This window comes from Sanguibacter inulinus, from assembly GCF_013415325.1.
In the GTDB taxonomy this organism is placed as follows: domain Bacteria; phylum Actinomycetota; class Actinomycetes; order Actinomycetales; family Cellulomonadaceae; genus Sanguibacter; species Sanguibacter inulinus.
Genome location: NZ_JACBYE010000003.1, coordinates 76,293 through 100,774 on the forward strand (window position 1 = coordinate 76,293; position 24,482 = coordinate 100,774).

Here is a 24,482-nt window from a genome sequence, read left to right on the forward strand (position 1 = left end):
CTCGCTGTGTGCCTGTGCTGGCCGGTCGGCTCAGATGCCTCCGCGCAGCGCGGTGATCGGCTCGATCGCCGAGGCCTTCATGGCGGGGTACAGACCGGCGACGAGGCCGATCACCCCGCCCATCGCCGCGGCACCGAGCGCCATCCGGACGTCGAGGATCGCCGTCCAGTCTTTGAGGATCGACACCCCCACCACGACGAACACGCCGATCGCCGCGCCGATGAGCCCGCCGAGCATCCCGATGACCACAGACTCGACCACGAACTGCCCGGCGATGTTCTTCTTGGACGCCCCGAGCGCCCGTCGCAGGCCGATCTCACCCCGGCGCTCCATGACGGAGAGCAGCGTGACGTTGGCGATCCCGAGTCCTCCGACGAGCAGTGCGACTCCGCCGAGCGCGAGGAAGATCGCGTTGATGTCGGCCTGGACGGCCTGACGCAGCTCCGAGGCCTGGGCAGGAGCCTTCACCTCGAAGTTCTCGGGGGTGTTCGGGTCGAGCGCGATCGGCACCTGCTGGCTGATCAGCGGGCCCGATCCCGTCGCGATCCGCAGGTGCATCTCCTCGGCTGACGTGAGGCCGAAGTCTGCCCGCGCAGTGCCGAGAGGCAAGATCACGGAGTCCAGCAGGTCCGGGCGGCGTTGCATCGCGTCGACGATCCCGACGACCGTGTAGCTGTCGTCGCCGATGAAGATCGACGGCTGGCTCTCGACGCGACTCAGCCCGAGCTGGTCGGCGGCCCGCTGACCCAGCACCACGACCCTGTCGGCCCGCTCGCTGTGACGGTCGTCGAAGAACCGGCCGGTGACGACCTCTCCGCGGACCGCGTCGAGCAGCCCGCCCGAGGCGGCCACGACACTCGGAGACACGACCTTGGGGGCTGAAGGATCGTTGACGGGGACGGCTGTGACAGCGGCGTCCTTGATGTCGACTGTCCCCAGCATGCCGGCCCCCTCCACGCCGTTGAGCCGCAGCACCCGTTCCGGTGCGTCCCACGGCAGCGACGTCTTGGGGCGGGCGTTCCCGCTCCACGACGATCCCGTCGTCCCAGGCTGCACGAGAGCCTGCGTGGCAGAGACCGCGTCGAACTGTGCACTGATCTGACCTGCGGCGGTCTGGGCCAGGCCCACGGTGACCACGACAGATCCGATGCCGAGCACCGTGCCCAAGATCGTCAGCACGAGACGGCCCGGCTTGGCGCCGATCCCGTGCGCAGCCTCGGCGAAGAGGTCGCGCAGCGAGAACCTGTCCCGGCGTGCACCGAGGTGGATCTCGGAGCGGTCGAGGCGGGTGCGTCCGGAGCGCCAGAACACGAGGCGGCCAGCCGTGCGACGCAGGCGTTCGGACCACGTCGGCTCTGCGGCCGCGCCGTCCAGGAGGTCGGCGAGCCCGTCCTTCTCCGGGTCGGACGGACCGTCGGGCTGGTGGTCGTCGGACTGGGGTCCCTGGGTCTCGGGGGGTGCCGGAGCATCGTCTGTCACGACGGACGTGCCGCCTCCAGAACTGTCGACCGGTCGGGTGGCAAGGGGCGCGGTTCCCTCTCGTCGGGGACGTCGGAAGATCATGCGAGCTCCTGCAGACGGCCGTCGGAGATGCGGACCCGGCGCTCGGCTCGGGTTGAGACCGCGAGGTCGTGGGTGATGACCACGAGGGTCAGACCGTCGGCGTGGAGCTCGTCGAAGAGATCCATGATCCCTGCCGAGTTCTTGGTGTCGAGGTTCCCGGTGGGTTCGTCGGCGAGCAACAGCTTGGGGTCGGCGACCACCGAGCGGGCGATCGCGACGCGCTGGCGCTCACCGCCCGAGAGCGTCGAGGGCGTGAAGTCGACACGGTGGTCGAGGCCCACGCGCTCGAGCGCTGTGCGAGCCCGCTGCTCCCGCTCGCCGCGCGGGACGCCCGAGTAGAGCGTCGCGAGCAGGACGTTGTCGAGGACCGTGCGGTGCGGCAGGAGGTGGAAGGACTGGAACACAAAACCGATCCGGCCACCGCGCAGCGCTGCACGGTCCGACTCGGACGCGGTGCCTGTGGGCAGACCGTCGAGCCTGTACTCACCGCTGGTCGGACGGTCGAGCAGACCCAGGATGTGCAGCAGGGTCGACTTGCCAGACCCCGACGGCCCGATGATCGACAGGTAGTCACCGGACCGCACCGTGAGGTTCACGTCGGTCAGGGCGTTCACGGGCCCCGGGAAGGTGCGCGTGAGGTCGACCAGCTCGACGACGGGTTGACGTACTGCGACCTCGACGGTCTGCTCGTCGACAGCGGTCACTTGCCGACCACGACCTGGTCGGAGGCCGAGAGCGGCTGCTCGGACGACACGATCTGCACGAAGCCGTCGGCTGCCAGGCCCGTCTCGACCGTCACGAGCGCTGTCGTACCGTCGGAGGCGGCCCGCTCGATGCGCGACTCGCCGCCCGAGCCAGCGGTGAGCGCCGCTGCCGGGACGGCCAGCACCTCTTCACCGGTCGAGCTCACAGGGACGGTGATCTTGATGTTCTGGCCGAGCAGCACGGCGATCTGCTCGTCGGTGAGCCCTCCGGGCACGAAGGTCACCGTGAAGCGCGACGTCGTGGCGCTGTCTCCGCCCTCACCCTCACCGCCGTCCTCACCCTCGGGCGCTTCCGACTCGGTGGCCGGGACGATCTCCGAGACCGTGCCGGTGATGGTCCCGCCGCCGTCAGGGACGGGGAACGTGCCGGTCATGCCGACCTCGAGCAGCTCGGCGTCGGAGGCCGCGAGCGAGCCCTCGACGACCACGTCGGCGCCGGAGACGCTCATGAACGGCGTCGACCCCGAGAGTGTGGTGCCTCGCTTGGTCTGGACCTGGTCCACGCGGCGCGGCAGGTTCGAGAAGTACACGACCTCGGCTGCCGGGAGTGCTGTCATGGTGCTCTCGAGCGCCGTGTCGAGGTCTGCCTGAGCCTGCTCGACGGCCGCGCGGGCGTTGTCGCGAGCGGTGACCTCGCTCGAGGTGCCTGTGCCCGCGTTCTTCTCCTCGCGAGCCGCGATGGCGATATCGAGTGCTTCCTGAGCGCTGTCGACCTCGTCTTGGAGGCTCTGGGGAGACGGCGGGTCGCCAGCCCCTTCCTCGGGAGGAGGCTGTGGGGTGTCCCGAGCGGCGATCTTCTGGTTCAGCAGGCGCTGTGCGTCGTTGACCTCGCTCTGAGCAGTCATCCGCTCGGACTTCGTCGCACCACCGGCTGCAGTCGTCAGCGCAGCTTCGGCCTCCGCCAGCATGTCCTTCGCCGACCGCAGCCCGTCGCGGGCCGACTGCAGCGCCGCGGTGTCTTCGTCGCTCGCCGCAGGTGACGGGTAGCCCGCCGCCACGTACAGCTGGTCGACGGCTGCGACTGTCGCCGCGTCGTACACGTCGGACTCGACGTTCCCGGGGTTGATCCCGAGAGCAGCCAGAGCCTGCTTGAGCTGGACGACGTCAGGCCCAGACACCCCGACCCTGAGGGTCCTGTAGGCAGGCAGCTCGCCCGGCAGCGCGATGACAGGCCGCCCGGCGACCTCGAGCACCACCGAGGCGGCGTCGATCGTCGTGCCCACCTCGGGGACCTGGCCTGTGACGACAGGGGTCCCTGAGATGTCTGTCGTGTCGATCGCGACTGCGACGGACTCGTCGTAGAGCACGTCGGCGCGCAGGCTGACGTCGTTGGCGATGACGCGGTTCTCGACGGGCACGGTGATGAGCCCGGCCTCGGGCGGGGCGACCTTCGCTGCTGCGTCAGCCGGGGACTCGATGAATCGTGCGATGACGATCCCGGCCGTGAGGAACACGACGGCCACGGCTGCGAGCAGCCAGATGACGCGGTTGCCGCTGAAGAACCTCGAGAGAGGCTTCGCTGCTGTCATGACTGAACCGTTCTCCTGTGAGAAAGGCCGCGTACGGGCGCGGCGAGAGAGGTGGTGGGAGCGAGAGCGGTCCGTCAGGACGCGGCGGCGTCTTCGATCATCGAGGCCTTGTAGGCGTCGAGCTCGGCCTTGTGGTCCTTGATGAACTGCTCCTCGAGAGCGAAGGTGACCTTCTGCTCACGCTCGGTCCACTTCACAGACTCCTTGCACCGGAAGTCGGCAAGAGCCGTCTCGATGTCGTTCTCCTTCACGGCCTTGAGGTCCTCGGTGGAGGGCTCGGGCCACACGGCGTCAGGGTCGTCCGGGTTCTCAGGCTGCGGGAGGTTCTCCCAGAGCGCGTTCTGCTGCTCGTTGACCGCGTTCATCGCGTCTTCGGGAGTCGCGAGGTCGGGGTACCCGGCGTCAGCCATGCAGGCCGACCACTCAGACTGCAGGGTCTTGAGCTCGGGGGAGGACATCTGCTCTTCGTACATGGCGTTCATCGCGTCGAAGAGAGGCTCGAACTCGGAGTCCGCTCCGGCCATGTCGGGGTAGACCTCGTTGCTGGCCCAGCCGTAGCAGCCCGCCTGCTCCCAGTCGTACTCGTAGGTCTCCATCTCCTCTTCGGTCATGTCGGACCAGATGTCCGGGCCGTTGAGGGTCTCGTAGTACGCGGCGGCGGCCGACTCCGAGAGCGAGGCGACGTAGTCGGCGTTGGGGTCGACCCACTCCTCGACCTCCTCGTCGGCCTCGTCGGTCGGCGCTTCGTTGTACGACCACATGCCGTAGCCGTTCTTGGAGATCCACTCCTCGGTGTTCTGCTCCTCCATGTCCGTCTCGTCCATGACGACGGTGCTCCCAGTGTTGTCCTGGGGGATGTACTCAAAACCGGCGTCAGCCATGCACTCGGCGACGAGGTTCTCGATCTCGACCTGCTGGCGGTCGCTCTCCGCCTGGTCGAACTCCTGGTCGACGTCGGCGAAGTACGCGGTCAGAGGGCTCGTGGCGGCGCTGCTCGACTCCGAACCGCCCCCTTCCGCGTCGTCTGAGCAGCCAGTCAGGGCGAGGAGCCCGATGACGGCGAGGCCAGCGGCGAGCCGGTGTGCGGGGCGGGTCATCATCGAGAGGCTCCTCGGCAAAGTAGTTTAAAGATCACGCATGTACTTGGTCACCGGACGGTGACGGCACGACCTTAGACTGCTGGGAGTCGCCTGGGTATCCACCCAGAGGTGGATATCGACGCGACCGAGGGTTACTTCTTCCGGAGGTGGTCGCCGCGGCGCTGACCTCGGGTTCTGTGCGTGCGAGCGTCGCCCCGCGTGATCCGGCTGGACGTGCCCGAGCGTCTCGAGGGGCGGTGACCTCCGCCAGGGGTGGGACCGGGTGCTGCGCGCGGTCGGCGGCCTCATGCGGCGTCGAGGTCGGTCCCGAGCAGTGCCGCGAGGTCGTCGAGAGCGGTCTCGGCCTCGAGGGCGTGGGACTCGAGGACGACGTCTTCGTCCCGTGACAGGCCCAGCGACATGACGAGCAAGATGCTTGACGCGTCGACAGGTTCCTCGTCGGGTCGCCCGATCGTGATCTCGTGCCCTGTGGCAGCGGCTGCCCGGGTGAACAGCGAGGCCGGCCGGGCGTGCAGGCCGGAGGCTGAGGCGATGGTGACCAGACGTCGTGGCACTGGGTGCTCCTCGGGTGCTCGGTAGGTGGAGGCCCGGGATGGTGCACGCCCGTACGCAGACAAAAAAAGACCTGGACGCCGGCGACGCCCGTCGTGCGACGGGGTGCTGGGTCCAGGTCTTGCCTGATCGGGTCAGTGACAATCCTCGGGTGGGAACCGTTATACGTCCCTGCTGATCAGCACGTCAAGCCTCAGCTCCGCTTCTGAGGGCGTCGGTCCCCAGGTGCAGGGCTGTCTCGTGGACCGCATGCCTGGTAGCGGGTCCCGGCCTGGGTCAGGGCTTCGGGGTCTCAACGACCGTCGTGTCCTCTGCGGGCTCGAATCCTGCCGAGACCCCCTGGCCCGAGGGGTCGAACCCGACGTTGAGCGCGCTCCGGCTCCCCGCACGGTCGACCGAGACCGTCGAGACGCTGGCGTTCGCGAGCGGCTCGAGGTCGCCCCCGACGACGAGCCGCAGGTAGACCGCGAGCGTCACCCCGTGGCTGACGACGAGGACGTGCTCGTCGTCGAGGTGCGCGCGCTCGATCGTCTCGAAGGCTGCGACGACACGCTCGATGTACTCGTGCGCCGGTTCGCCCTCGGGGAAGCCCGGGTGGGTCCCGGCGAGTACCGAGCCGAAGAGCTCCCGGGCGTCGACCTCGCGGAAGAGCTCGTCCTCGGGGGATGCCTCGAGGTCGCCGAAGCTCATCTCCTTCAGCCCGTCCACTGCGACGAGGGGTGTGCCGGGGTGGTGGGCGAGGATCTCTGCGGCAGTCGTGCGGGTGCGTCCCGACGGGCTGGTGTACGCCGCGTCCAGACGGGTGGCGGCCAGGTGGGAGGCAGTCGACCGCACCCCGACGAGCCCGTCTGCGGTGAGGGGAGAGTCGCACCAGCCTTGCAGCCGGCGCTCGGTGTTGAAGACTGTGCGTCCGTGCCGGACGAGGTGCAGGGTCAGCATGCCAGGGGATGCTACCGCCTGCGCCGGGCTCCGTCTGGGGTGCGGAACGCGGACGGCAGACCCGGGCGAGCGGCGTCGTCCACAGCCTGGCGACGGCGGGAGGGCTCGTCCTGGACACGCTCTGCCCCCTGGGTTATGTTCGAGCTGCGGATGACCCGTCGTCCGTCTCAGATCTGGGATTGTTACTTACCTCAAGGCAAGACCCAAGCTGTGGCTCGACTCGTGCCCATCGCGCGACTCGACCCGGGCTTGGGTCTTTTTTGTTCCCTGCGACATCCCTTTTGTCGGATTGGTTCAGAGAGGAGTCAGCGTGAGATACGACGAGATGGCGCAGAGCGTCCTCGAGCACGTCGGAGGCGAGGTCAACGTCGCCTCGGTCGTCCACTGCGCGACACGCCTGCGTTTCAGGTTGAACGATGACTCGAAGGCCGACACGGCTGCTCTCGAGGCCACTGCGGGCGTCATCGCGGTCGTCACGAGCGGCGGGCAGCTGCAGGTGGTCGTCGGCAACGACGTGCCGCAGGCCTACGCGGAGCTCGGCAAGATCATGAACCTCGGGGGAGAGCAGGCAGGCGGGAGCGCGGGCGGTCGCCGGAGCCTGCTGAGCGGCTTCATCGACCTGGTGTCGACCATCTTCAGCCCGCTCCTCTGGGCGCTGGCCGGGACCGGGCTGCTCAAGGCTCTGCTGGCGCTCGTCGGGACGCTCGGGTGGCTCGACACGCAGTCGCAGAGCTACGTCATCCTCAACGCGGCCGGAGACGGGCTGTTCACCTTCTTGCCGGTCCTGCTCGCGGTGACCTCCGCGCGGCGATTCGGGGCGAACCCCTTCGTCGCCATGGCGGTCGCAGCAGCCCTCGTCCACCCGTCGATCATCGCGCTCGACACCGCAGGTACCCCCGTGCACTTCTTCGGCCTGCCTGTCGTCATGGTCAGCTACGTCTCGTCGGTGATCCCGATCATCGTGGCCGTGTGGGTGCAGAGCCACCTCGAGAAGCTGCTCGACAAGGCGCTCCCCTCGTCCCTGCGGAATTTCCTCACGCCGTTCTTCGTCGTCGCTGTCCTGGTACCCGTCACGCTGCTGACGATCGGACCTGTCACCAGTGCTCTCGGCAGCGGTCTCTCCGACGCCATCACCTGGCTCTGGACACTCAGCCCTGCGGTCGGCGGCGCGCTGCTCGGAGCCTTCTGGCAGGTCTTCGTGATCTTCGGTGTGCACTGGGGATTTGTGCCCGTGATGATCAACGACCTCGCGACCAACGGCTTCTCTGTGCTGAGCGGTCCGCTCGTCGCCGCGGTCATGGCGCAGGCGGCGGCGTGCATCGCGGTCTTCGTCAAGACGCGCAATCGGGACCTGCGGCTGATCGCCGGGCCTGCGGCTGTGTCTGGGTTGCTGGCCGGGGTGACCGAGCCGGCGATCTACGGTGTGACCCTGCGGCTGAAGAGGCCGTTCGTCTACGCCTGCATCGCCGGAGGGGTCGGCGGAGGGATCGCGTCGGCCGGAGGGTCAGCGGCCGACGTCTTCGCCCTCCCCGGCCTCGTGTCGCTGAGTGCGTACATGAACATCGGGAACTTCACGCTCCAGGTGGTCGGGAGCGGCATCGCCATCGTCCTTGCGTTCTTGCTGACGATCTTCCTCGGTTTCGAGGACCCACCCGAGACAGTCTCGGCCGATGCCCCCGGACGGGCAGCCGGAGCGGCCGGTGACGCCAGCACGACCGGGGTCGGTGACGGTCCCGGCGGGGCGACCGGAGTGCCTGCACCCGCACCGACCAGCCCTCCCGCAGCGGCTCCGGGAGGTCGGACCGCGACCCTCACCTCGGTGACCACAGTCGGCTCTCCGGTCGTCGGGAGGGCAGTCCCGCTCGCGGCTGTGCCAGACGCTGTCTTCTCGTCGGGTGCTCTGGGCTACGGCCTCGGCGTGGTCCCGAGCGGAGGGAGCATCCACGCCCCCTTCGACGGCGAGGTCGTGAGCGTCATGCCTCACGCCTACGGGGTGAGGTCCGTCGACGGTGTCGAGGTGCTCGTCCACGTCGGTATCGACACGGTCCGGCTCGAAGGCCGCCACTTCGTCACGCGTGTCGAGAAGGGGCAGCACGTGGTGCGCGGCGACCTGCTCGCCCTCGTCGACCTCGCGGGCGTGACCGCCGAGGGGTTCAACCCCGTCACCGTCGTCTTGGTCCTCGACGCCCGTCCACACCATGACGTCCTCGCCGCACGACCGGGCGACGTCGACCTGACCTCCACGGTCCTCACCGTGGTCCGCTGAGCAGAAGGAGCACCACCATGAAGTACGACAGTCTCGCTGCGTTCCCACCGGGGTTCCTCTGGGGAGCGTCGACCTCTGCCTACCAGGTCGAGGGGGCCTGGGACGAAGACGGCAAGGGTCCGAGCGTCATCGACGCTCGTGAGTCCTATCCTGCCGGGACCAGCGACTACACGGTCGCGAGCGACCACTACCACCGCGTCACCGACGACGTGGCGCTCTTCGCCGAGCTCGGTCTGTCCGCCTACAGGTTCTCTGCTGCCTGGAGCCGGATCGTCCCTGACGGCGACGGCGAGGTGAACCCCGCCGGCATCGACTTCTACCACCGGCTCATCGACGAGCTCCGTGCGGCCGGGATCGAACCCGTGCTGACCATGTACCACTTCGACCTGCCGCAGGCCCTGCAGGAGAAGGGCGGGTGGTCCGAGCGGAGCACCGTGGACGCCTTCGTCAGGTACGCCGGCATCCTCTTCGAGGAGTTCGGTGACAAGGTCACCTACTGGTTGACGATCAACGAGCAGAACATGATGGTGATGCACGGGGCTGCTCTCGGGATCCTGCCTCCGGGGACCGACGACCCCGCCCGGGAGGTGTACCAGCAGAACCACCACATGCTGGTCGCGCAGGCCCGGGCAATGGCGCTCGCCCACGAGGTTCTCCCCGCGGCGAAGATCGGGCCGGCGCCGAACATCTCCTCGGTCTACCCGGCCAGCCCAGCCCCCGAGGACGTCGTGGCAGCCACCACCTTCAGCGCCATCCGCAACTGGCTCTACCTGGACGTGGCCGTCCACGGTCGGTACAGCACGACGGCCTGGGCCTACCTGGTCGAGCGGGGCTGGGCTCCCCGGGTCGACCACGGCGACATGGAGGTGCTGGCTGCGGGCCACCCTGACTTCATAGCCTTCAACTACTACACGACCCACACCGTCGCCGCTCCTCTCGGTGATGGCACAGATGCCGGCGACACGGGAGACCAGCACATCGTCCTCGGGGAGGAGGGGGTGTACAGGACGGCACCGAACCCGTATCTCACCAAGAACGAGTTCGGGTGGGAGGTCGACCCCGTCGGTTTCCGGACGACGTTCCGTGAGATCTACGACCGCTACCACCTCCCGCTCATGGTGACCGAGAACGGTCTCGGAGCCTTCGACGTCCTCGAAGAGGACGGCACGGTCCACGACCCGTACCGCATCGAGTACCTCTCGCAGCACGTCGAGCAGATGCAGCTGGCGCTGACCGACGGCGTCGAGGTGATCGGCTTCTGCCCGTGGTCGGCGATCGACCTCGTGTCCACCCACCAGGGGGTGCGCAAGCGTTACGGCTTCGTCTACGTGGACCGCGACGAGACCGACCTCAGAGACCTCAGGCGGGTCCGCAAGGACAGCTTCGGCTGGTACAAGGCCCTCATCGAGACAAACGGCGAGCAGGCCTGACCAGCAGGTCCCGTGCAGGCTGGCGTCGTCTGAGCCGACGACGCACGGATGACGCCTGTCTGCAGGTCGGGTCTTCGTCGCTCCAGGCCGTCCCACGACGGCACTCCAGACCGCTCCGGAGGAGAAGCACGTGAGAGTGGCCAAGGTGTTCAACAACAACGTCGTGCTCGGGGTCGACGAGCACGGTGCCGAGTCGGTCGTCCTCGGCCGAGGCATCGGGTTCCAGGCGCGTCCAGGCGACCCGATCGACCCGCTGCTGGTCGAGAAGGCCTTCGTCCCCTCGGCTAGCACGACGGCCGAACGGCTGGCGGCCTTCGTCGACGAGATCCCGCTCGACGACATCGTCCTGACAGAAGAGATCGTGGCTGTCGCCCGCGCCGCGCTGGGCGACCACGTGACCCGTCACGTGCTGGTCCCGCTGGCCGACCACATCAGCTTTGCGCTGCGGCGGGCAGCCGAGGGCATCTCGATCGAGTACCCGCTGAGCTGGGAGATCGCCACCCTCTACCCTGCGGAGGTGGCCGTGGGGCGGACGGCGCTCGAGATCATCGAGCAGCGCAGGGGAGTCCGGCTCCCTGACCTCGAGGCTGTGCCCATCGCCCTGCACCTGGTCACCACGCAGTTCGGCACGGTCGACATCGGGACCACGGTGCGCATGACGGAGGTGCTCTCTGAGGTCCTCTCGATCATCCGGGACGAGCACGGCACCGAGATCGACGAGGACTCTGTCGAGGTCGCCAGGTTCGTGACCCACCTGCGCTACCTCTTCGCCCGTGAACGGGCCGGCCGGAGCACGAACCGTCCGGGGCTCCAGCTCTCTGAGGCCGTCCGCGCGGCCCGGCCTCGCGAGTACGGGTCCGCGCTGCGGATCGCCGCTCTGCTCGACGAGCGCTTCGGCTGGAACGTCGACGAGGACGAGGTCCTGTTCTTGTGCCTCCACGTCGCACGGCTCACCGATGAGCCGACGCGGACGGCAGCGCTGACTGGGCCCGCCGCGCCCACCACCGACCGCCCGCTGCTCGCATGATGACGGGCGCGGGCTCGGGCGCCGGCGCGGGTGTGAGTCAGGGCGAGGGCGAGGGCGAGGGCGCGGGAGTGGGCGTGGACGAGGGTGCGGGAGTGAGCGAGAGAGCGGACGAGGGTGCGGCCGTGAGCGAGAGAGCGGACGAGGGTGCGGCCGTGAGCGTGAGAGCGGACGAGGGTGCGGCCGTGAGCGTGAGCGTGAGCGTGGGCGTGGGCGTGGGCGTGAGCGTGACCAGCATCGCGGCAGCCGTAGAGGTCCTGTCCGCCGTCGGCGGTGCTGCGAACGTCGTCAGGCTCACCCGGTGCTGGTCTCGCTTGCGGTTCGTCCTGGCGGACCCAGCGTGCGCTGACCTAGAGATTCTCGGACGTCTCAGGACGGTGGCTGTCGTCGTCTTCCAGGGTGGAGAGCTTCAGGTCGCCTTGAGCCAGGGGCTCGTGGAGGTCTTCGAAGCCCTCAGGCTGCAGCTGACGTCCTCCGCCGGAGACTGATCGCAGCTCGGGGTCAGAGCGGTGAGATCCCGAGGCTGCGCCCAGCGAGTCCTCGGCTGCGGACCGTGAGCGCCCGCGCGACCTCCGTGAGAGCCACAGCCGCAGGTGACTCCGGGTGGCTCAGCACCACGGGGACCCCGTCATCACCGGACTCGCGGAGCACCACGTCGAGCGGTACCTGGCCGAGGAGCGGCACAGGCCCGCCCGTCATCTCGGTGAGGTTCGCCGCGACCCGATCGCCACCGCCAGAGCCGAAGATCTCGAGGCGGCTGCCGTCAGGCTGCTCGAGCCACGACATGTTCTCGACGACGCCGACCACAGACTGGTTGGTCTGCAGCGCGACCGACCCAGCGCGTTCCGCCACCTCAGCAGCAGCGACCTGCGGGGTGGTGACCACGACGATCTCGCTCGATGGCACCAGCTGCGCGACCGAGATCGCGATGTCGCCCGTGCCGGGCGGGAGGTCGAGCAGCAGGACGTCGAGATCGCCCCAGAACACGTCGCTGAGGAACTGCTCGAGAGCCCTGTGCAGCATCGGCCCGCGCCAGACGACAGGCTGACCGGCCGGCACGAACATGCCGATCGAGACCACCTTGATCTCGTGCGCGATCGGCGGGAGGAGCATGCTGTCGACCTTCGTCGGCTGCTGCGTCACGCCCAGCAGCCGGGGGATCGAGAAACCGTAGATGTCGGCGTCGATGACACCCACCGAGAGGCCGTCCCGTGCCATCGCGGCCGCGAGGTTGGCAGTCACGGAGGACTTCCCGACGCCACCCTTCCCGGAGGCGATCGCATACACGCGGGTCAGCGACCCCGGCTCCGCGAAGGGGATGCGCGGCGCGTCCTCACCGCCGCGGAGCATCGAGCGCAGGCCTGCGCGCTGCTCGGTGCTCATCACCCCGAGCTCGACGGCCACCTCGTCGATGCCCTCGACGCTCAGCGCGGCCGCCGTCGAGTCCTTGGACAACGTGCTCTTCATGGGGCAGCCGGCCGTCGTCAGGTCGACGCCGACGACTGCCTGCGCGCCGCCCCCGGCGAGAGGGCGCACCTCGATCGAACGGATCATCCCCAGGTCGGCGATCGGACGTCGGATCTCCGGGTCGATCACCCGGCCCATCGCCTCGCGGACTGCGGTCTCGAGAGCACTCAGGTCAGCCGGGAGGAGAGAGTCAGCCATACCTCGATCCTACGCGGGCGGCCGGGTGGCCTTCCCGGGACGAGAGGCCCTGGTCACCCGCACGAGAGGCGCCCTCACCGTGACCGTGACCGGGACCGCGACGCAGGGCGAGGCCCTGCGCTCGAGCGAGCGCCGCGGTCCTCAGTCCTGTCGGTCGGCCTCCCGGCTCACGTCCCGTTCGGCCTCTCGACCTGCTTCACGTTCAGCCTCCCGGTCCGCCTCGCGCTCGGCGTCGCGTTCTGCCTCCCGCTCCGCGTCGCGGGCGGAGTCCTTCACCGCGATCTCCTCGAGGAGGTTGCGGATCTCCGACCTCACGAAGTCACGGGTCGCGACCTCGCTCAGGGCGATGCGCAGCGCAGCCATCTCACGGGCGAGGTACTCGGTGTCGGCGAGGTTGCGCTCGCCGCGCTGGCGGTCTTGCTCGGCCGTGACCCTGTCGCGGTCGGTCTGACGGTTCTGCGCGAGGAGGATCAGCGGCGCGGAGTACGACGCCTGCAGGGAGAGCATGAGCGTGAGCGCCGTGAAGCCGAGCGCCGCAGAGTCGAACTGCAGGTTCTCCGGGCCCCAGACGTTCCAGGCCAGCCACGCGATGCAGAAGGCCGTCATGTAGACGAGGAACCTGGGTGTCCCCATGAACCGCGCGATCCCCTCGGAGGCGCGACCGAAGGCGTCGTGCTCCACCCGCACCCGTGGGATCAGGCTCCGGCGTGACTCCTTCGGCGTGTCGAGGCGCTCAGCCACGGGTCACCTCGTTCCTGGTGCTCTCGGTGTCGTCGCTCTCGCGCCAGTCGGCCGGGAGCATGTGGTCGAGCGCGTCGTCGACCGAGACCACACCGAGCAGCCGTCGTTCGCTGTCGAGCACGGGCAGGGCCAGCAGGTTGTACGCGGCGAGGATCCTGGCCACCTGCCCGAGCGGCGCGTCGGTCTGCACGTGCTCGACGTCGGTGTCCAGGACCGACCCGAGGGGTTCGTGCGGGGGCTCGCGGAGCATCTTCTGGAAGTGCACCACACCGAGGAACCGCCCCGTCGGGGTCTCGAGCGGCGGACGCACCACGAAGACCATCGACGCGAGAGCCGGTGACAGGTCGGCGCGGCGGATGTGCGCCATCGCCGCGGCGATCGGAGTCTCGGGGGAGAGGATGACGGGCTCGGTGGTCATCATGCCGCCGGCGGTGTTCTCGTCGTAGGCGAGCAGGCGGCGGACGTCTTTGGCCTCGTCGGGCTCCATGAGGCCGAGCAGCTCGGCGGCCTGGGCGTCGGGGAGCTCGTGCAGGAGGTCGGCGGCGTCGTCGGGCTGCATGGCCTCGAGGACGTCGGCGGCCCGGCCCGTGTCGAGGGAGGACAAGATCGAGACCTGGTCGTCGCCCGGGAGCTCTTCGAGGACGTCGGCGAGGCGGTCGTTGTCGAGGGCCCCGGCCACCTCGATGCGGCGGTTCTCGCCGAGGTCGTGCAGCACGTCGGCGAGGGCGGCTGGCTTGAGGGCGTCGTAGGCCTCGAGCAGCAGGGCAGCGCCCTGGGCCGCCGAGACGTCCGCGAGACCGGTCACGGCCTCGACGTCGACGACCTGCGTGTGCCCGCGGCGACGCAGACCGAGCGCCCCCTTGCCCGAGCCCGCACGGCGGACGAAGAGCTTGTTGACTCGCCAGTCTCCTGTGCGCTGCTTCTCGATCGACACGTCTTCGATGGTGACCGGCCCTGAGCCGTCGACCATCTCGACCGTGCGGTCGAAGAGCTCGGCGACGGCGAGGGTCTCCATGGCGCGCTGCTCGAACCTGCGCATGTTGAGCAGCCCCGTCGAGATCACCTGTCCGGCGTCGATGCTCGTGACGCGCGTGAGCGGCAAGAAGACGCGGCGGCGGCCCGGGACCTCGACGACGAGCCCGACGGCGCGCGGCGCACCTTTGGAGCGGACGAGGACGACGACGTCGCGCACCCGGCCGACCTGGTCTCCGAGCGGATCGAAGACCGTGGTTCCGGCGAGGCGCGCGACAAAGACCTGAGTTCCGGCGCTGCTCACGCGGTAAGACTACGCACCCCGTCGAGGTCTGGCATGCGCCCGCCGGCCGGTCCGGCTGTGATGCTCCTGACCAGAGGCACGAGAGCGCTTTTCAGCGGTGAGAGGACGTCCCTGGCAGGCGGGTGGACTCTGCGCAAGAATGAGGCATGAGCATGCCTCGCCAGAACTCCGTCGCACCCAAGCTGCCGACCCTGCCCCAGGGTGAGCAGATCGCCGTCCACTCGACCTACCTCGACGCCCAGAAGGCTGTCGAGGCTCTGTCGGACAAGGGCTTCCCAGTCCAGCAGGTGACGATCGTCGGCACCGACCTCAAGATGGTCGAGCGGGTCACGGGCCGGTTGACCTACCCGCGCGTCGCCGTCGCCGGCATGGCCTCCGGAGCGTGGTTCGGCCTCTTCGTCGGGCTGCTGCTGACGATGTTCTCGCCCGAGGGCTCGGTCTACTCGATCGTCGCGGCGATCGGGATCGGTGCAGGCTTCGGTCTGCTGTTCTCGGTCTTGTCCTTCTCGCTGACGCGCGGCAAGCGCGACTTCACGTCGTCCAGCCAGATCGTGGCGTCGTCCTACGCCGTGCTCTGCGAGCGGGAGACCGCCGGGCAGGCCACGCAGATCCTGCGCGAGGCGAACCTCCTCGGGCGTCCTGCCCCAGCGCAGGCCGCCCACCCGCTCGCCTCCGCGCAGCCTGTCCAGCCGCCCGCCTACGGCCAGTCCTACGGCGCGCCGACACCGCCCGCAGCACCTGCGGCGCCACAGGCACCGACAGCTCCCGCACCGTCGCCCCAGCACGTGACCCCCAGCGGAGAACCCCGCTACGGCGTCCGGGTGGTCGACGGCAAGCCGCAGTACCCGGGCAGCCCGCAGCAGCAGGCTCCCGTCCCGCCGGTCCAGCAGCCCTCGGTCCAGCAGCCGCCCGCCACGCAGACCCAGCAGCCACCGACGCAGCAGGCGCCGACACAGCAGCCTGCCGCCCCGCAGCCGCCGGCAGACGTGTGAGCTGAGCACGAGCCGTCATCCCTCCGCTCTGCAGCCGCGGACGGACGTCTGACCTCGAGCACGACGCAGCCCACCTGGTCCGGAGACTAGGTGGGCTGCGTCGTGCTCAGGGCGAGGTCGCCCTGCGGTCTGGCGGTGCGGTCAGTCGCGCAGCGACGCCATCCAGGCCTCGACCTCTTCGGGACGGCGGGGGAGCGCCGCGGAGAGGTTCTCGTGGCCGTCGGCCGTGATGAGGACGTCGTCCTCGATGCGCACGCCGATCCCGCGGTACTCCTCGGGGACCGACAGGTCGTCGCTCTTGAAGTACAGACCGGGCTCGATGGTGAACACCATGCCGGGCTCGAGCACGGCGTCGAGGTACATCTCGCGGCGGGCCTGGGCGCAGTCGTGCACGTCCATGCCGAGGTGGTGGCTGGTGCCGTGCACCATCCAGCGACGGTGGAACTGACCCTCGGGGTCGAGGGACTCCTCGGCGGTCCCGGGCAGCAGGCCCCACTCACCGAGGCGCTCCGCGATGACGACCATCGCCGCGGCGTGGATGTCGGCGAACTTCGTCCCGGGCTTCGCGACGGCGAAGGCGGCGTCGGCCGCGTCGAGCACAGCCGTGTAGACGCGGCGCTGGACGTCGGTGTAGGTGCCGTCGACGGGGAGGGTGCGGGTCACGTCGGCCGTGTAGAGCGACTCGACCTCGACCCCGGCGTCGACCAGGATCAGCTCGCCCGAGCGCACCTGGCCGTCGTTGCGGATCCAGTGCAGCGTGGTCGCGTGCTCGCCCGCTGCGGCGATGGTCTCGTAGCCGACGGTGTTGCCCTCGAGGCGGGCGTGCCCGTCGAAGGTGGTCTCGACGACGCGCTCGCCGCGTGCGTGTGCGGTCGCGCGGGGCAGGGCGCGCACGACCTTCTCGAATCCGGCGATCGTCTGGTCGACGGCCTCGCGCATCTGGCCGATCTCGTGCTCGTCCTTGATCAGGCGCAGCTCGGAGAGCATCTCGGCGAGCTGGGCGTCGACCTCGGCGGTCTCGGCGTCGTCGACCTCGCCCGCGAGGTGTCGCAGCGACTCGACGAGGATCGACGTGGACTCGTCGGCGCCGGGCACGACGCGCAGGCGCACGCCGCCCTCGCCGGTGTCCTTCGCGAGCGCGTCGGGGAGCTCGTCGATGTGCGCGGCACGGATGCCCGTCGAGGTCGTGACGTCGTCGAGCGACGGGCGGGCCCCGACCCAGAACTCGCCGTAGCGGGAGTCGGCGTAGAACTCCTCGGTGTCGCGCGGGGCGAGCGGGCGGACGTAGAGGACAGCCTCGTGGCCCTCGTCGCCGAGCGGGTGGAAGACGAGGACGGCGTCGGGCTCCTGGTCCGAGCCGAAGCCTGTCAGGTGCGCGAAGGCCGAGTGCGGACGGAACCTGTAGTCCGTGTCGTTGGAGCGCTGCTTGAGCGTCCCGGCTGGCACCACGAGGCGCTCGCCGGGGAAGGCGGCCGACACCGCGTCGCGTCGGGCTGCGGTGTAGGGCGCAGCCGCGCCCGGGACGACGCCCAGGTCGACGCGCGGGCCCCAGCCGCTCGTGATGAAGTCGCGGAAGGCAGCAGACGAGGGGCGCTGCGAGCGGTTCTCGTTGCGGTCCTCGAGTGCCTGGGCGGTTCCCTCGGGGGCGTCAGGGGTGCTGTCGGCGCCGAGGGTGCTGGTGTCAGTGGTGTCCGAGCTCATCCCACCATCTTCACACCACGGAGGCGTCCGGCACAGCCACCGATGGTCCCTGGTGGTGGGTGCGCTGGTGGGAGCCCGCGGGAGCCGGGGCCTGCGCCGGGGTGCGGGCCCGGCCTGCCTCGAGGTCCGCGAGGGCCCCGAGCAGGACCGCCGTGTACTCGTCCGGGGCCTCCGAGCTCACGTCGTGGCCGGCGCCGGGGATCACGACCAGCCGGGCGTGCGGCGCGGCGGCGAGGTACTTCTTCTCCTCGAGGCGCATGTGGTCCCGCTTGCCGTTGACGAACCACAGGGGGACGTCGATCTTCGAGGCGCTCTCGACGGCGGACCGCCCGGCGAGCTGTCCGAGCATGTCGGTGACCACGTCCCAGCCGGGCCTGAAGGCTGTGGCGCCGTCCAGCCGCACCGGGCCGCCGGCGTGCTCCGCGGCAGCTGCCGTGACGGGGAGCCCCGCGGCCCGCCCCACCGCTGACGCGCGCGGTCGTCGCGGCAGCACGGGCAGGTGCGCACGCACCGACGTCAGGGTCCGCGCGACGTGGTGCGCCGCGTCCCTGTAGAGCAGCACGGGCTTGCCGTGCGGGTCGCAGGTGCAGGCCGACGCGACAGCGCCGACGAGCCGTGCAGGGCGACGCGCCGCGTACTCGAGGGTGACGTAGCCACCGAGCGAGAGGCCCGCCACGACCACGGGGCCCGTGCCCCCGCCGACCGAGGCGACGGCTGCATCGACCACGTCGAGCGCTCCCTCGAGGGTGAAGCGCTCGTCACGTCGTGAGCCGTGCCCCGGCAGGTCGACGGCGACGGCCTCGTAGCCCTCGGCCCGCACGGCCTCGAGCTGGGGCTCCCAGAGCGCGCTCGAGCTGCGCACCCCGTGGATGAAGACGATCGCCGGACGCTGCACGGTGTTCCACCTGTTCTCTCGGTCGGGTAAGTACTGGTCGAGGACCAGCGAGGGCCGCCGACCAGGATCGCACCGGGGGCTGCGCACGTGGCGCGCGGCCCGGGCACGTGCCGTGAAAGTAGAGTGTGCGAGTGCCCAGCGACCTCCTGATCGACCTCCACACCCACTCCAACGCCTCGGACGGCACGGAGAGTCCCGGCGGTGTCGTGGAGTCTGCGGCAGCCGCAGGTCTGGACGTCGTCGCGCTCACCGACCACGACACGACGTCGGGCTGGGCCGAGGCCGCCGAGGCGTCGCTGCGGACGGGGGTCGCGCTGGTCCGCGGCACCGAGGTGTCGGCCAGGTCCGAGGGCATCAGCGTCCACCTGCTCAGCTATCTCCACGACCCCGAGCACCCGGTCCTCGTGGCGCAGAACGACGAGGTGCGCCGGGCGCGGTCCGAACGGGCGCGGACGATGGTCGAGCTGCTGAGCCGAGACTTCGACCTCACGTGGGACGACATCCTGGCCCAGACCGAGCCGGGCACGACGATCGGGCGACCGCACCTGGCCGATGCCCTCGTGCACGCCGGCTACGCCCCCGACAGGTCTGCGGCCTTCGCCACGATCTTGCGCACAGGCTCCGACTACTACGTGCCGCACTACGCCCCCGACGCGATCGACGCGATCCGGGCCGTGCGGGCGGCCGGCGGGGTACCCGTCTTCGCGCACCCTGGGGCAGACCTGCGAGGCCGGGTGGTCGGCGACGCCGTCATCGAGGAGATGGCCGCCGCAGGGCTCGTCGGGCTCGAGGTGCGCCACCGCGACAACGGTCCGGACCAGCAGCGCCGACTCACTATGATTGCCCGGTCCCTCGGTCTCTTCGTGACCGGCTCGAGCGACTACCACGGAGCCGGAAAACCCAACCGGCTCGGCGAGAACACCACACACCCCGAGGTGCTCGCCCAGATCGAAGAGATAGGTCGTAGTGACGTGATCCGCCCGTGAGCGCCTTGGACGCCGTGTTCGACGCTCGTCTGTTCATCGAGGTCTTCATCACCCTGTTCGTCATCATGGACCCCCCGGGGACGGTGCCGATCTTCCTCGGGCTCACCAGCGCCATGACGCACAAGCAGCGCGCCAAGGCCGCCCGGACCGCGATCTTCGTCGCCGCCGGTGTCATCCTCGCTTTCGCAGTCTTCGGGCAGCAGCTGCTCACCTACATGCACATCTCGATCCCCGCGCTCCAGGCCTCGGGCGGTGTGCTGCTGTTCCTCATCTCGATGGAGCTGCTCACCGGCAAGATGGAAGAGCCGACCGCCAGCTCGAAGAACGTCAACGTCGCCCTCGTCCCGCTGGGTACCCCGCTGCTCGCCGGCCCAGGTGCGATCGTCGCCTCGATGCTGTTCGTGCAGCGCGCCGACGGCGACGTCCGCGACCTCACCTCGATCTTCGTCGGCTTCGTCCTCGTGTGCGTGTGCCTGTGGGCCGCGATGCGCTTCGCGAGCGTCGTGCACAGGCTGCTGGGCGAGGGCGGCACGCTGCTCGTCACCCGGATCGCGGGTCTGCTGCTCGCGGCCATCGCCGTCCAGCTCATCGCGGACGCTGTCATCGCCTTCGTCCAGACCGCGTAGCGGGCGACGGCGGCCTCGAAGAGGCCGCTCAGCGTGCGAGGCCTGCACCCGTCTGACGGCGGGTGCAGGCCTCGTCGTCGTCTGACCGGGTACACCCGCAGACGCCGAGAGCGGCGGCCCCGTCGGGGACCGCCGCTCTCGCTGTGCTGCTAGGTGCTGCTGGGGCTCGGACCGTCAGGCAGAGACCGGGGCCTCCGGGCTGCGGCCCTGCTCCGAAGCGCCCGAGGCGCCAGCCGGCCGGCGACGACGACGGCGCGGGCGGGTGCCCTCGCCGTCGGTGCTCGGCGTGCTCGAGGGCTGCTCGGACGGGGCGGAGGCGGGAGCATCCGTCGAGCCCGTGCTGCTCGCGGCCGTCCCCGTGGTGCGGGTGCGCTGACGGGTCCGCGGACGACGGGTGCCCTCGGCCGGTGCCTCGCCTGCCGCAGGACCCTCGGCGGCACGCTCAGCACGAGGAGCCGACTCAGCCTGACGCGGGGCGCTGTCACGGGGAGCGTCGTCACGGGGGGCGTCGTCACGTCGTGCGCTGTCGCGACCGCCGTGGCTGCGTCCGCCCTGACCGCCGGAGCGCTCGCCCGAGCGACCGCCACGGCCAGAGTCGGACCGGCTCGAGTCACCGCGAGCCGAGTCGCCACGACCACCGGACTGCGCAGGGCGGGCCGCTCCGCGCTTGCCGGTCTCGCCGAGGTCTTCGAGGGTCTCCGCGTCGAGGCCGGCACGCGTCTGGGCCGACTTCGGCAGACGGCCCTTGGTGCCCTCGGGGATGTTGAGGTCCGTGTAGAGGTGCGGGGACGTCGAGTAGGTCTCGACGGGCTCGGGGATGCCGAGGTCGAGCGCCTTGTTGATGAGCGACCAGCGGGGCAGGTCGTCCCAGTCGACGAAGGTCACCGCAGTGCCCTTGTGCCCGGCGCGGCCCGTGCGGCCTGTGCGGTGCAGGTACGTCTTCTCGTCCTCGGGGCACTGGTAGTTGACCACGTGGGTCACCTCGTCCACGTCGATGCCACGGGCGGCGACGTCGGTCGCGACGAGGACGTCGATCTTGCCCGAGCGGAAGGCGCGCAGCGCCTGCTCGCGGGCGCCCTGGCCGAGGTCTCCGTGGATCGCACCGGAGGCAAAACCGCGGTCGGCGAGCTCGTCGGCGACCTTGGCCGCCGTGCGCTTGGTCCGCGCGAAGACGATCGAGAGGCCACGGCCCTCGGACTGCAGGATCCTGGCGAGCACCTCGACCTTGTCGAGGGCGTGGGCGCGGTAGACGACCTGCTTGATGTTCTTGACGGTCTGGCCGCCGTCGTCGGGGTCGTTCGCGCGGATGTGCGTCGGCTGCTTCATGTACCGGCGGGCCATCGCGACGACAGCACCCGGCATGGTCGCCGAGAACAGCATCGTGTGGCGCACGGCCGGGGTGCGCGAGAGCAGCTTCTCGACGTCGGGCAGGAATCCGAGGTCGAGCATCTCGTCGGCCTCGTCGAGCACCACGCACTGGGCGCGGGTGAGGTCGAGGAAGCCCTGCTTGAGCAGGTCGATCATGCGTCCCGGGGTGCCGACGACGACCTCGACGCCCTGCTCGAGCGCCTTGACCTGCGGCTCGTAGGCACGGCCGCCGTAGAGCTGGACGATGCGGACCGACCGCTTGGTCGACGCCGCGTCGAGGTCCTTGGCGACCTGCACGGCGAGCTCGCGCGTGGGGACGATGACAAGAGCCTGCGGCTTGCCCGGTGCGGGCAGCTCGTCGTACCCGGGCTCACCCGGTGCGACGACGCGGTGGAGGAGCGGCACGCCGAAGCCGAGGGTCTTACCGGTTCCCGTCTTGGCCTGGCCGATGATGTCGTGCCCCGCCATCGCCACCGGCAGCGTCATCGCCTGGATGGGGAAGGGAGCCACGATGCCGGCGTCGGCGAGGGCCTGGACGATCTCGGGGCGGACACCGAAGTCGCCGAATGTCACGTCTGCAGCCTGCACGCTGCTGGAAGTAGAGCTGGTCACGTTGCCTCATGTGATGTCTGGGCGGCGCCACACGTCGCTGCAGGGGCCACGGCGCAGACAGGTCTACGACGTTCCGGTGTCAGGACGGGCAAGCTCGCCTGTGGCCGGCAGCCGATCGTAGATAGGCGGTGTCGGGCGGCATCCACGCAGCGGGGCGTAGCGCACGACGAGGGTCGAGACGACCGGGCAACCGTTGTACAGGGTGCAGTCTAGCCGACGACGCCCACGACGGGCAGGTTCCTGCCGCTGGCGACGGTCCTCGCGCACGCCCCGAGCCGAGGGCGCCACCGACCGGCCTATCCTGGTCGGATGAGCGAAGCACACGCACCGGTCCACCCGGCGCCCACAGCGCCTGCGACGTCGCAGGTCAGCCCAGGTCTGCGCACCCCGCCGAGCGTCGCCGACGAGTGCGAGCTCCTCGGCCTCGTCGCCTACGGCCAGCTCGCCGCCTTCACCCAGCTCGCCGGCGACTCCCGCCACGCCGAAGACTTCGACACCTGCCTCCAGCTCGCCCACCTCGCCTCCGCAGCCCTCGCGGGGCAGGGCGAGGTCCTCGACCGCATCACGACCCTCGGCGAGGACGCCACAGACCGGCTCGGGTCCTTCGTCGGCAGCTTCGACAACTTCGTCGACCGCACAGCACCCAGCACCTGGTGGGAGGGCCTGCTCAAGGGCTACGTGGGCTTCGGGGTCGCCCACGACTTCCTCCAGGTCCTCGCCGAGCGGTTCGACGGACCCAGCCGGGCCGTCATCGACGCGGCGCTCGAGTCCTTCGCGCCCGACGCGCTCGCGGCCGAGCAGCTCGCTGCAGCCGCAGCCGCCGACGAGGTCCTCGGGTCCAGGCTCGCCCTGTGGGGACGCCGCCTGGTCGGCGAGGCCCTCGGCTTCGTCAACGACCTGCTCAGCGCACGACCGGGCCTCGTCCGCGTGCTCGCCTGCGAGCCCGTCGACCCGGCCGAGCAGTCGACCTCGGGCGCCAAGCTGTTCTCGCACCTCACCGCGGCGCACTCGCGCCGGATGGGGCGCATCGGGCTCACGGCCTGAGGGCGGCTCGCCCTCCCTGCTCGGCCCGACCTGCTCGGCCCAACCTGCTCGGCCAACCTGCTCAGGGCGACCTGCACACCTCCAGCCTGAGGCCGACCGTACGTCCGAGGTCCCGCGGCTGGGCGTAGACCTCGGTCGGGCTCCGGCGCTCAGCCTGCGGCGGTGCTGCTGCCTGTGGTCCCGGCGCTGCTGGGCAGACCGACAGCCGCGAGGAAGTGCTCGAGGGTCAGCGTGCTCATCCCGAGGGCGACGGTGCTCGACGACAGGGCCGACGCGCTGATGGTCAGCACGGCCAGGCTGCTCGCCAGGGCGGCCGGCTGGATCTTCTCGCGGACGAGGGGGATGAGCCAGTCTCCGAGGCGGGCGACGGTCCAGCCCGTGAGCACCACGTGCTCGGGGTTGATCATGTTGACGAGGTCGCCCAGGCTCGCCGCCAGGTACCGGGCCGTCCTGTCGACGAGCTCGACCATCGCCCCGTCGCCCGAGACGAGCCCCGACTGCACGGCGTCGACAAAAGGCTTCTGCTGCGTGATCCGTAGTGCGGGGTGCGCAGGCTGGATCTCGGCGAGGGTCGCCATCAGCCCGCCGACCCCGACGTAGGCCTCCACGCAGCCGCGCCGACCGCACCTGCACAGCCGCCCCTCGAAGACGAGGAGCGTGTGACCCCACTCGCCCGCGTTGTTGCTCACCCCGCGCACGAGCTCGCCGTTGAGCGCGAAGCCCGAGCCCACACCGGTCCCGAGGTTGACGATCGCCAGGTCGCGGTGCTCGCGGCCGGCCCCGAACCAGAGCTCGGCGACGGTGATGGCCTTGAGCGGGTTGTCGACGTGCACGTGCATGCCGAGGTCGTCGGTCAGCAGGTCTTTGATGCGGACGTCGTGCCAGTCCCAGTTCGGCGCGAAGACCGAGACGCCGAGGTCGGGCTGGACCTGCCCGGGCAGGCTCACGCCGACCCCGACCACGGAGGACGCCTCGATCGACGCGAGGGCGAGCACGCCGTGGACGGCGAGACGGATCCCGTCGACCACGTACTGGGGGGAGTTGAGGTGCTCGTCGAGCGGGACAGAGACCGTCCCGCGGGGCTCGAGGCTGAGGTCGAAGACCGTCGTCTCGACGTAGGTCTCGGCGACGTCGACCCCCACGAGGTAGCCGCGCCCCGGGTCGAGACGCAGCAGCTCAAGGGGACGGCCGACCCCTGTCGACACCATGGCCTCGATCTGCACGACACCTGCGGAGAGGAACTCCTTGACCAGCGTCGAGACCGTCGCGACGCTCAGGCCTGTGTGCTGGGACAGCTCCTGCCGGGTGGCGGTGCGGAGCGTGAAGAACGCCCGGAGCACCGCCATCCGGCTCTCGGAGCGCAGGTCACGAGCGGTCCGTCTGCTCATGGCGCACCGCCACCTGCTGGG

At 70.1% G+C, this 24,482-nt stretch carries 22 protein-coding genes; 8 read left to right on the forward strand and 14 right to left on the reverse strand.

Features of this window, described 5'->3' with window-relative positions; all coding sequences use genetic code 11:
* Positions 1-30: 30 nt before the first annotated feature.
* The 6 genes from HZZ10_RS02030 to HZZ10_RS02055 all read right to left on the reverse strand — a co-directional run bounded on the left by HZZ10_RS02030 (position 31) and on the right by HZZ10_RS02055 (position 6,447).
* Positions 31-1,479, reverse strand: a complete 1,449-nt coding sequence (locus HZZ10_RS02030) for an ABC transporter permease (protein WP_373367307.1) — start codon at positions 1,477-1,479, stop codon at positions 31-33.
* An 80-nt stretch (positions 1,480-1,559) separates the two neighbouring features.
* Positions 1,560-2,267, reverse strand: a complete 708-nt coding sequence (locus HZZ10_RS02035; protein WP_179912212.1) for an ABC transporter ATP-binding protein — start codon at positions 2,265-2,267, stop codon at positions 1,560-1,562.
* Positions 2,264-3,856, reverse strand: coding sequence for an efflux RND transporter periplasmic adaptor subunit (locus HZZ10_RS02040; RefSeq protein ID WP_179912213.1), 1,593 nt, complete (start codon positions 3,854-3,856; stop codon positions 2,264-2,266). The genes HZZ10_RS02035 and HZZ10_RS02040 overlap by 4 nt, the downstream gene beginning before the upstream one ends.
* 74 nt (positions 3,857-3,930) lie before the next feature.
* A complete protein-coding gene (locus HZZ10_RS02045) occupies positions 3,931-4,956 on the reverse strand; it encodes a hypothetical protein (protein WP_179912214.1) in 1,026 nt (341 codons plus the stop codon).
* Between the two features lie 284 nt (positions 4,957-5,240).
* On the reverse strand, positions 5,241-5,510 hold the full coding sequence (locus HZZ10_RS02050) for an HPr family phosphocarrier protein (RefSeq protein ID WP_179912215.1): 270 nt from the start codon (positions 5,508-5,510) through the stop codon (positions 5,241-5,243).
* 274 nt (positions 5,511-5,784) lie between these two features.
* On the reverse strand, positions 5,785-6,447 hold the full coding sequence (locus HZZ10_RS02055; protein ID WP_179912216.1) for a histidine phosphatase family protein: 663 nt from the start codon (positions 6,445-6,447) through the stop codon (positions 5,785-5,787).
* Between the two features lie 310 nt (positions 6,448-6,757).
* On the opposite strand from HZZ10_RS02055, the gene HZZ10_RS02060 reads away from it, so the two are divergent.
* The 3 genes from HZZ10_RS02060 to HZZ10_RS02070 all read left to right on the forward strand — a co-directional run bounded on the left by HZZ10_RS02060 (position 6,758) and on the right by HZZ10_RS02070 (position 11,170).
* A complete protein-coding gene (locus tag HZZ10_RS02060) occupies positions 6,758-8,713 on the forward strand; it encodes a beta-glucoside-specific PTS transporter subunit IIABC (RefSeq protein ID WP_179912217.1) in 1,956 nt (651 codons plus the stop codon).
* Positions 8,714-8,730: 17 nt separating this feature from the next.
* Positions 8,731-10,143 (forward strand): glycoside hydrolase family 1 protein, encoded by a 1,413-nt coding sequence (locus HZZ10_RS02065; protein WP_179912218.1) that lies wholly within the window; start codon positions 8,731-8,733, stop codon positions 10,141-10,143.
* Between the two features lie 130 nt (positions 10,144-10,273).
* The gene (locus HZZ10_RS02070; RefSeq protein WP_179912219.1) at positions 10,274-11,170 is read left to right on the forward strand and encodes a PRD domain-containing protein; all 897 of its coding nucleotides are present in this window, start codon (positions 10,274-10,276) and stop codon (positions 11,168-11,170) included.
* A 37-nt stretch (positions 11,171-11,207) separates the two neighbouring features.
* On the opposite strand, the gene HZZ10_RS19285 is transcribed toward HZZ10_RS02070, so the two are convergent.
* The gene (locus HZZ10_RS19285; RefSeq protein WP_228086856.1) at positions 11,208-11,465 is read right to left on the reverse strand and encodes a hypothetical protein; all 258 of its coding nucleotides are present in this window, start codon (positions 11,463-11,465) and stop codon (positions 11,208-11,210) included.
* Between HZZ10_RS19285 and HZZ10_RS20145 the strand changes: the two genes are divergently transcribed.
* Entirely contained in the window at positions 11,395-11,655 is a 261-nt protein-coding gene (locus tag HZZ10_RS20145; protein WP_373367309.1) for a PTS transporter subunit EIIB, read from the forward strand. The genes HZZ10_RS19285 and HZZ10_RS20145 overlap by 71 nt on opposite strands.
* Before the next feature lie 13 nt (positions 11,656-11,668).
* On the opposite strand, the gene HZZ10_RS02080 is transcribed toward HZZ10_RS20145, so the two are convergent.
* The 3 genes from HZZ10_RS02080 to HZZ10_RS02090 form a co-directional block, all read right to left on the reverse strand.
* Complete coding sequence (locus HZZ10_RS02080) at positions 11,669-12,832, reverse strand: Mrp/NBP35 family ATP-binding protein (protein WP_179912221.1); 1,164 nt, start codon at positions 12,830-12,832, stop codon at positions 11,669-11,671.
* Positions 12,833-12,973: 141 nt separating this feature from the next.
* Positions 12,974-13,573 carry a DUF1003 domain-containing protein gene (locus HZZ10_RS02085; RefSeq protein WP_179912222.1) on the reverse strand — a complete coding sequence of 200 codons (600 nt, stop codon included), beginning with the start codon at positions 13,571-13,573 and terminating at the stop codon, positions 12,974-12,976.
* Positions 13,566-14,849 carry a magnesium transporter MgtE N-terminal domain-containing protein gene (locus HZZ10_RS02090; protein ID WP_179912223.1) on the reverse strand — a complete coding sequence of 428 codons (1,284 nt, stop codon included), beginning with the start codon at positions 14,847-14,849 and terminating at the stop codon, positions 13,566-13,568. The genes HZZ10_RS02085 and HZZ10_RS02090 overlap by 8 nt, the downstream gene beginning before the upstream one ends.
* Before the next feature lie 146 nt (positions 14,850-14,995).
* On the opposite strand from HZZ10_RS02090, the gene HZZ10_RS02095 reads away from it, so the two are divergent.
* Complete coding sequence (locus tag HZZ10_RS02095; protein ID WP_228086857.1) at positions 14,996-15,841, forward strand: YflT domain-containing protein; 846 nt, start codon at positions 14,996-14,998, stop codon at positions 15,839-15,841.
* 141 nt (positions 15,842-15,982) lie between these two features.
* Here HZZ10_RS02095 and HZZ10_RS02100 read toward each other — a convergent pair whose 3' ends face one another.
* Both HZZ10_RS02100 and HZZ10_RS02105 read right to left on the reverse strand, forming a co-directional pair.
* Positions 15,983-17,542 carry an aminopeptidase P family protein gene (locus HZZ10_RS02100; protein WP_056129024.1) on the reverse strand — a complete coding sequence of 520 codons (1,560 nt, stop codon included), beginning with the start codon at positions 17,540-17,542 and terminating at the stop codon, positions 15,983-15,985.
* Positions 17,543-17,552: 10 nt separating this feature from the next.
* Positions 17,553-18,437: an alpha/beta fold hydrolase gene (locus HZZ10_RS02105; RefSeq protein WP_179912224.1), complete on the reverse strand. Its 885-nt coding sequence runs from the start codon at positions 18,435-18,437 to the stop codon at positions 17,553-17,555.
* A gap of 131 nt (positions 18,438-18,568) precedes the next feature.
* Here HZZ10_RS02105 and HZZ10_RS02110 point away from each other — a divergent pair, with 131 nt between their 5' ends.
* Together HZZ10_RS02110 and HZZ10_RS02115 are read left to right on the forward strand one after the other, a co-directional pair.
* The gene (locus tag HZZ10_RS02110) at positions 18,569-19,423 is read left to right on the forward strand and encodes a PHP domain-containing protein (RefSeq protein WP_179912225.1); all 855 of its coding nucleotides are present in this window, start codon (positions 18,569-18,571) and stop codon (positions 19,421-19,423) included.
* 5 nt (positions 19,424-19,428) lie between these two features.
* Positions 19,429-20,049: a MarC family protein gene (locus tag HZZ10_RS02115; protein WP_179912267.1), complete on the forward strand. Its 621-nt coding sequence runs from the start codon at positions 19,429-19,431 to the stop codon at positions 20,047-20,049.
* Positions 20,050-20,223: 174 nt separating this feature from the next.
* Here the strand turns inward: HZZ10_RS02115 and HZZ10_RS02120 are convergent, their stop codons facing one another.
* A complete protein-coding gene (locus tag HZZ10_RS02120; protein WP_179912226.1) occupies positions 20,224-22,029 on the reverse strand; it encodes a DEAD/DEAH box helicase in 1,806 nt (601 codons plus the stop codon).
* Between the two features lie 309 nt (positions 22,030-22,338).
* On the opposite strand from HZZ10_RS02120, the gene HZZ10_RS02125 reads away from it, so the two are divergent.
* Positions 22,339-23,073 (forward strand): ferritin-like fold-containing protein, encoded by a 735-nt coding sequence (locus HZZ10_RS02125; protein WP_179912227.1) that lies wholly within the window; start codon positions 22,339-22,341, stop codon positions 23,071-23,073.
* 149 nt (positions 23,074-23,222) lie between these two features.
* On the opposite strand, the gene HZZ10_RS02130 is transcribed toward HZZ10_RS02125, so the two are convergent.
* Positions 23,223-24,461, reverse strand: coding sequence for an ROK family transcriptional regulator (locus HZZ10_RS02130; RefSeq protein WP_056129036.1), 1,239 nt, complete (start codon positions 24,459-24,461; stop codon positions 23,223-23,225).
* Between the last annotated feature and the right edge of the window lie 21 nt (positions 24,462-24,482).

Excerpts from the sequence above, each read along its gene's own strand:
- HZZ10_RS02040 (WP_179912213.1), bottom strand. The coding sequence starts at position 3,856 with ATGACAGCAGCGAAGCCTCTCTCGAGGTTCTTCAGCGGCAACCGCGTC.
- HZZ10_RS02045 (WP_179912214.1), bottom strand. The coding sequence starts at position 4,956 with ATGATGACCCGCCCCGCACACCGGCTCGCCGCTGGCCTCGCCGTCATC.
- HZZ10_RS02055 (WP_179912216.1), bottom strand. The coding sequence starts at position 6,447 with ATGCTGACCCTGCACCTCGTCCGGCACGGACGCACAGTCTTCAACACC.
- HZZ10_RS02065 (WP_179912218.1), top strand. The coding sequence starts at position 8,731 with ATGAAGTACGACAGTCTCGCTGCGTTCCCACCGGGGTTCCTCTGGGGA.
- HZZ10_RS02080 (WP_179912221.1), bottom strand. The coding sequence starts at position 12,832 with ATGGCTGACTCTCTCCTCCCGGCTGACCTGAGTGCTCTCGAGACCGCA.
- HZZ10_RS02095 (WP_228086857.1), top strand. The coding sequence starts at position 14,996 with ATGAGCATGCCTCGCCAGAACTCCGTCGCACCCAAGCTGCCGACCCTG.
- HZZ10_RS02100 (WP_056129024.1), bottom strand. The coding sequence starts at position 17,542 with ATGAGCTCGGACACCACTGACACCAGCACCCTCGGCGCCGACAGCACC.
- HZZ10_RS02125 (WP_179912227.1), top strand. The coding sequence starts at position 22,339 with ATGAGCGAAGCACACGCACCGGTCCACCCGGCGCCCACAGCGCCTGCG.
- HZZ10_RS02130 (WP_056129036.1), bottom strand. The coding sequence starts at position 24,461 with ATGAGCAGACGGACCGCTCGTGACCTGCGCTCCGAGAGCCGGATGGCG.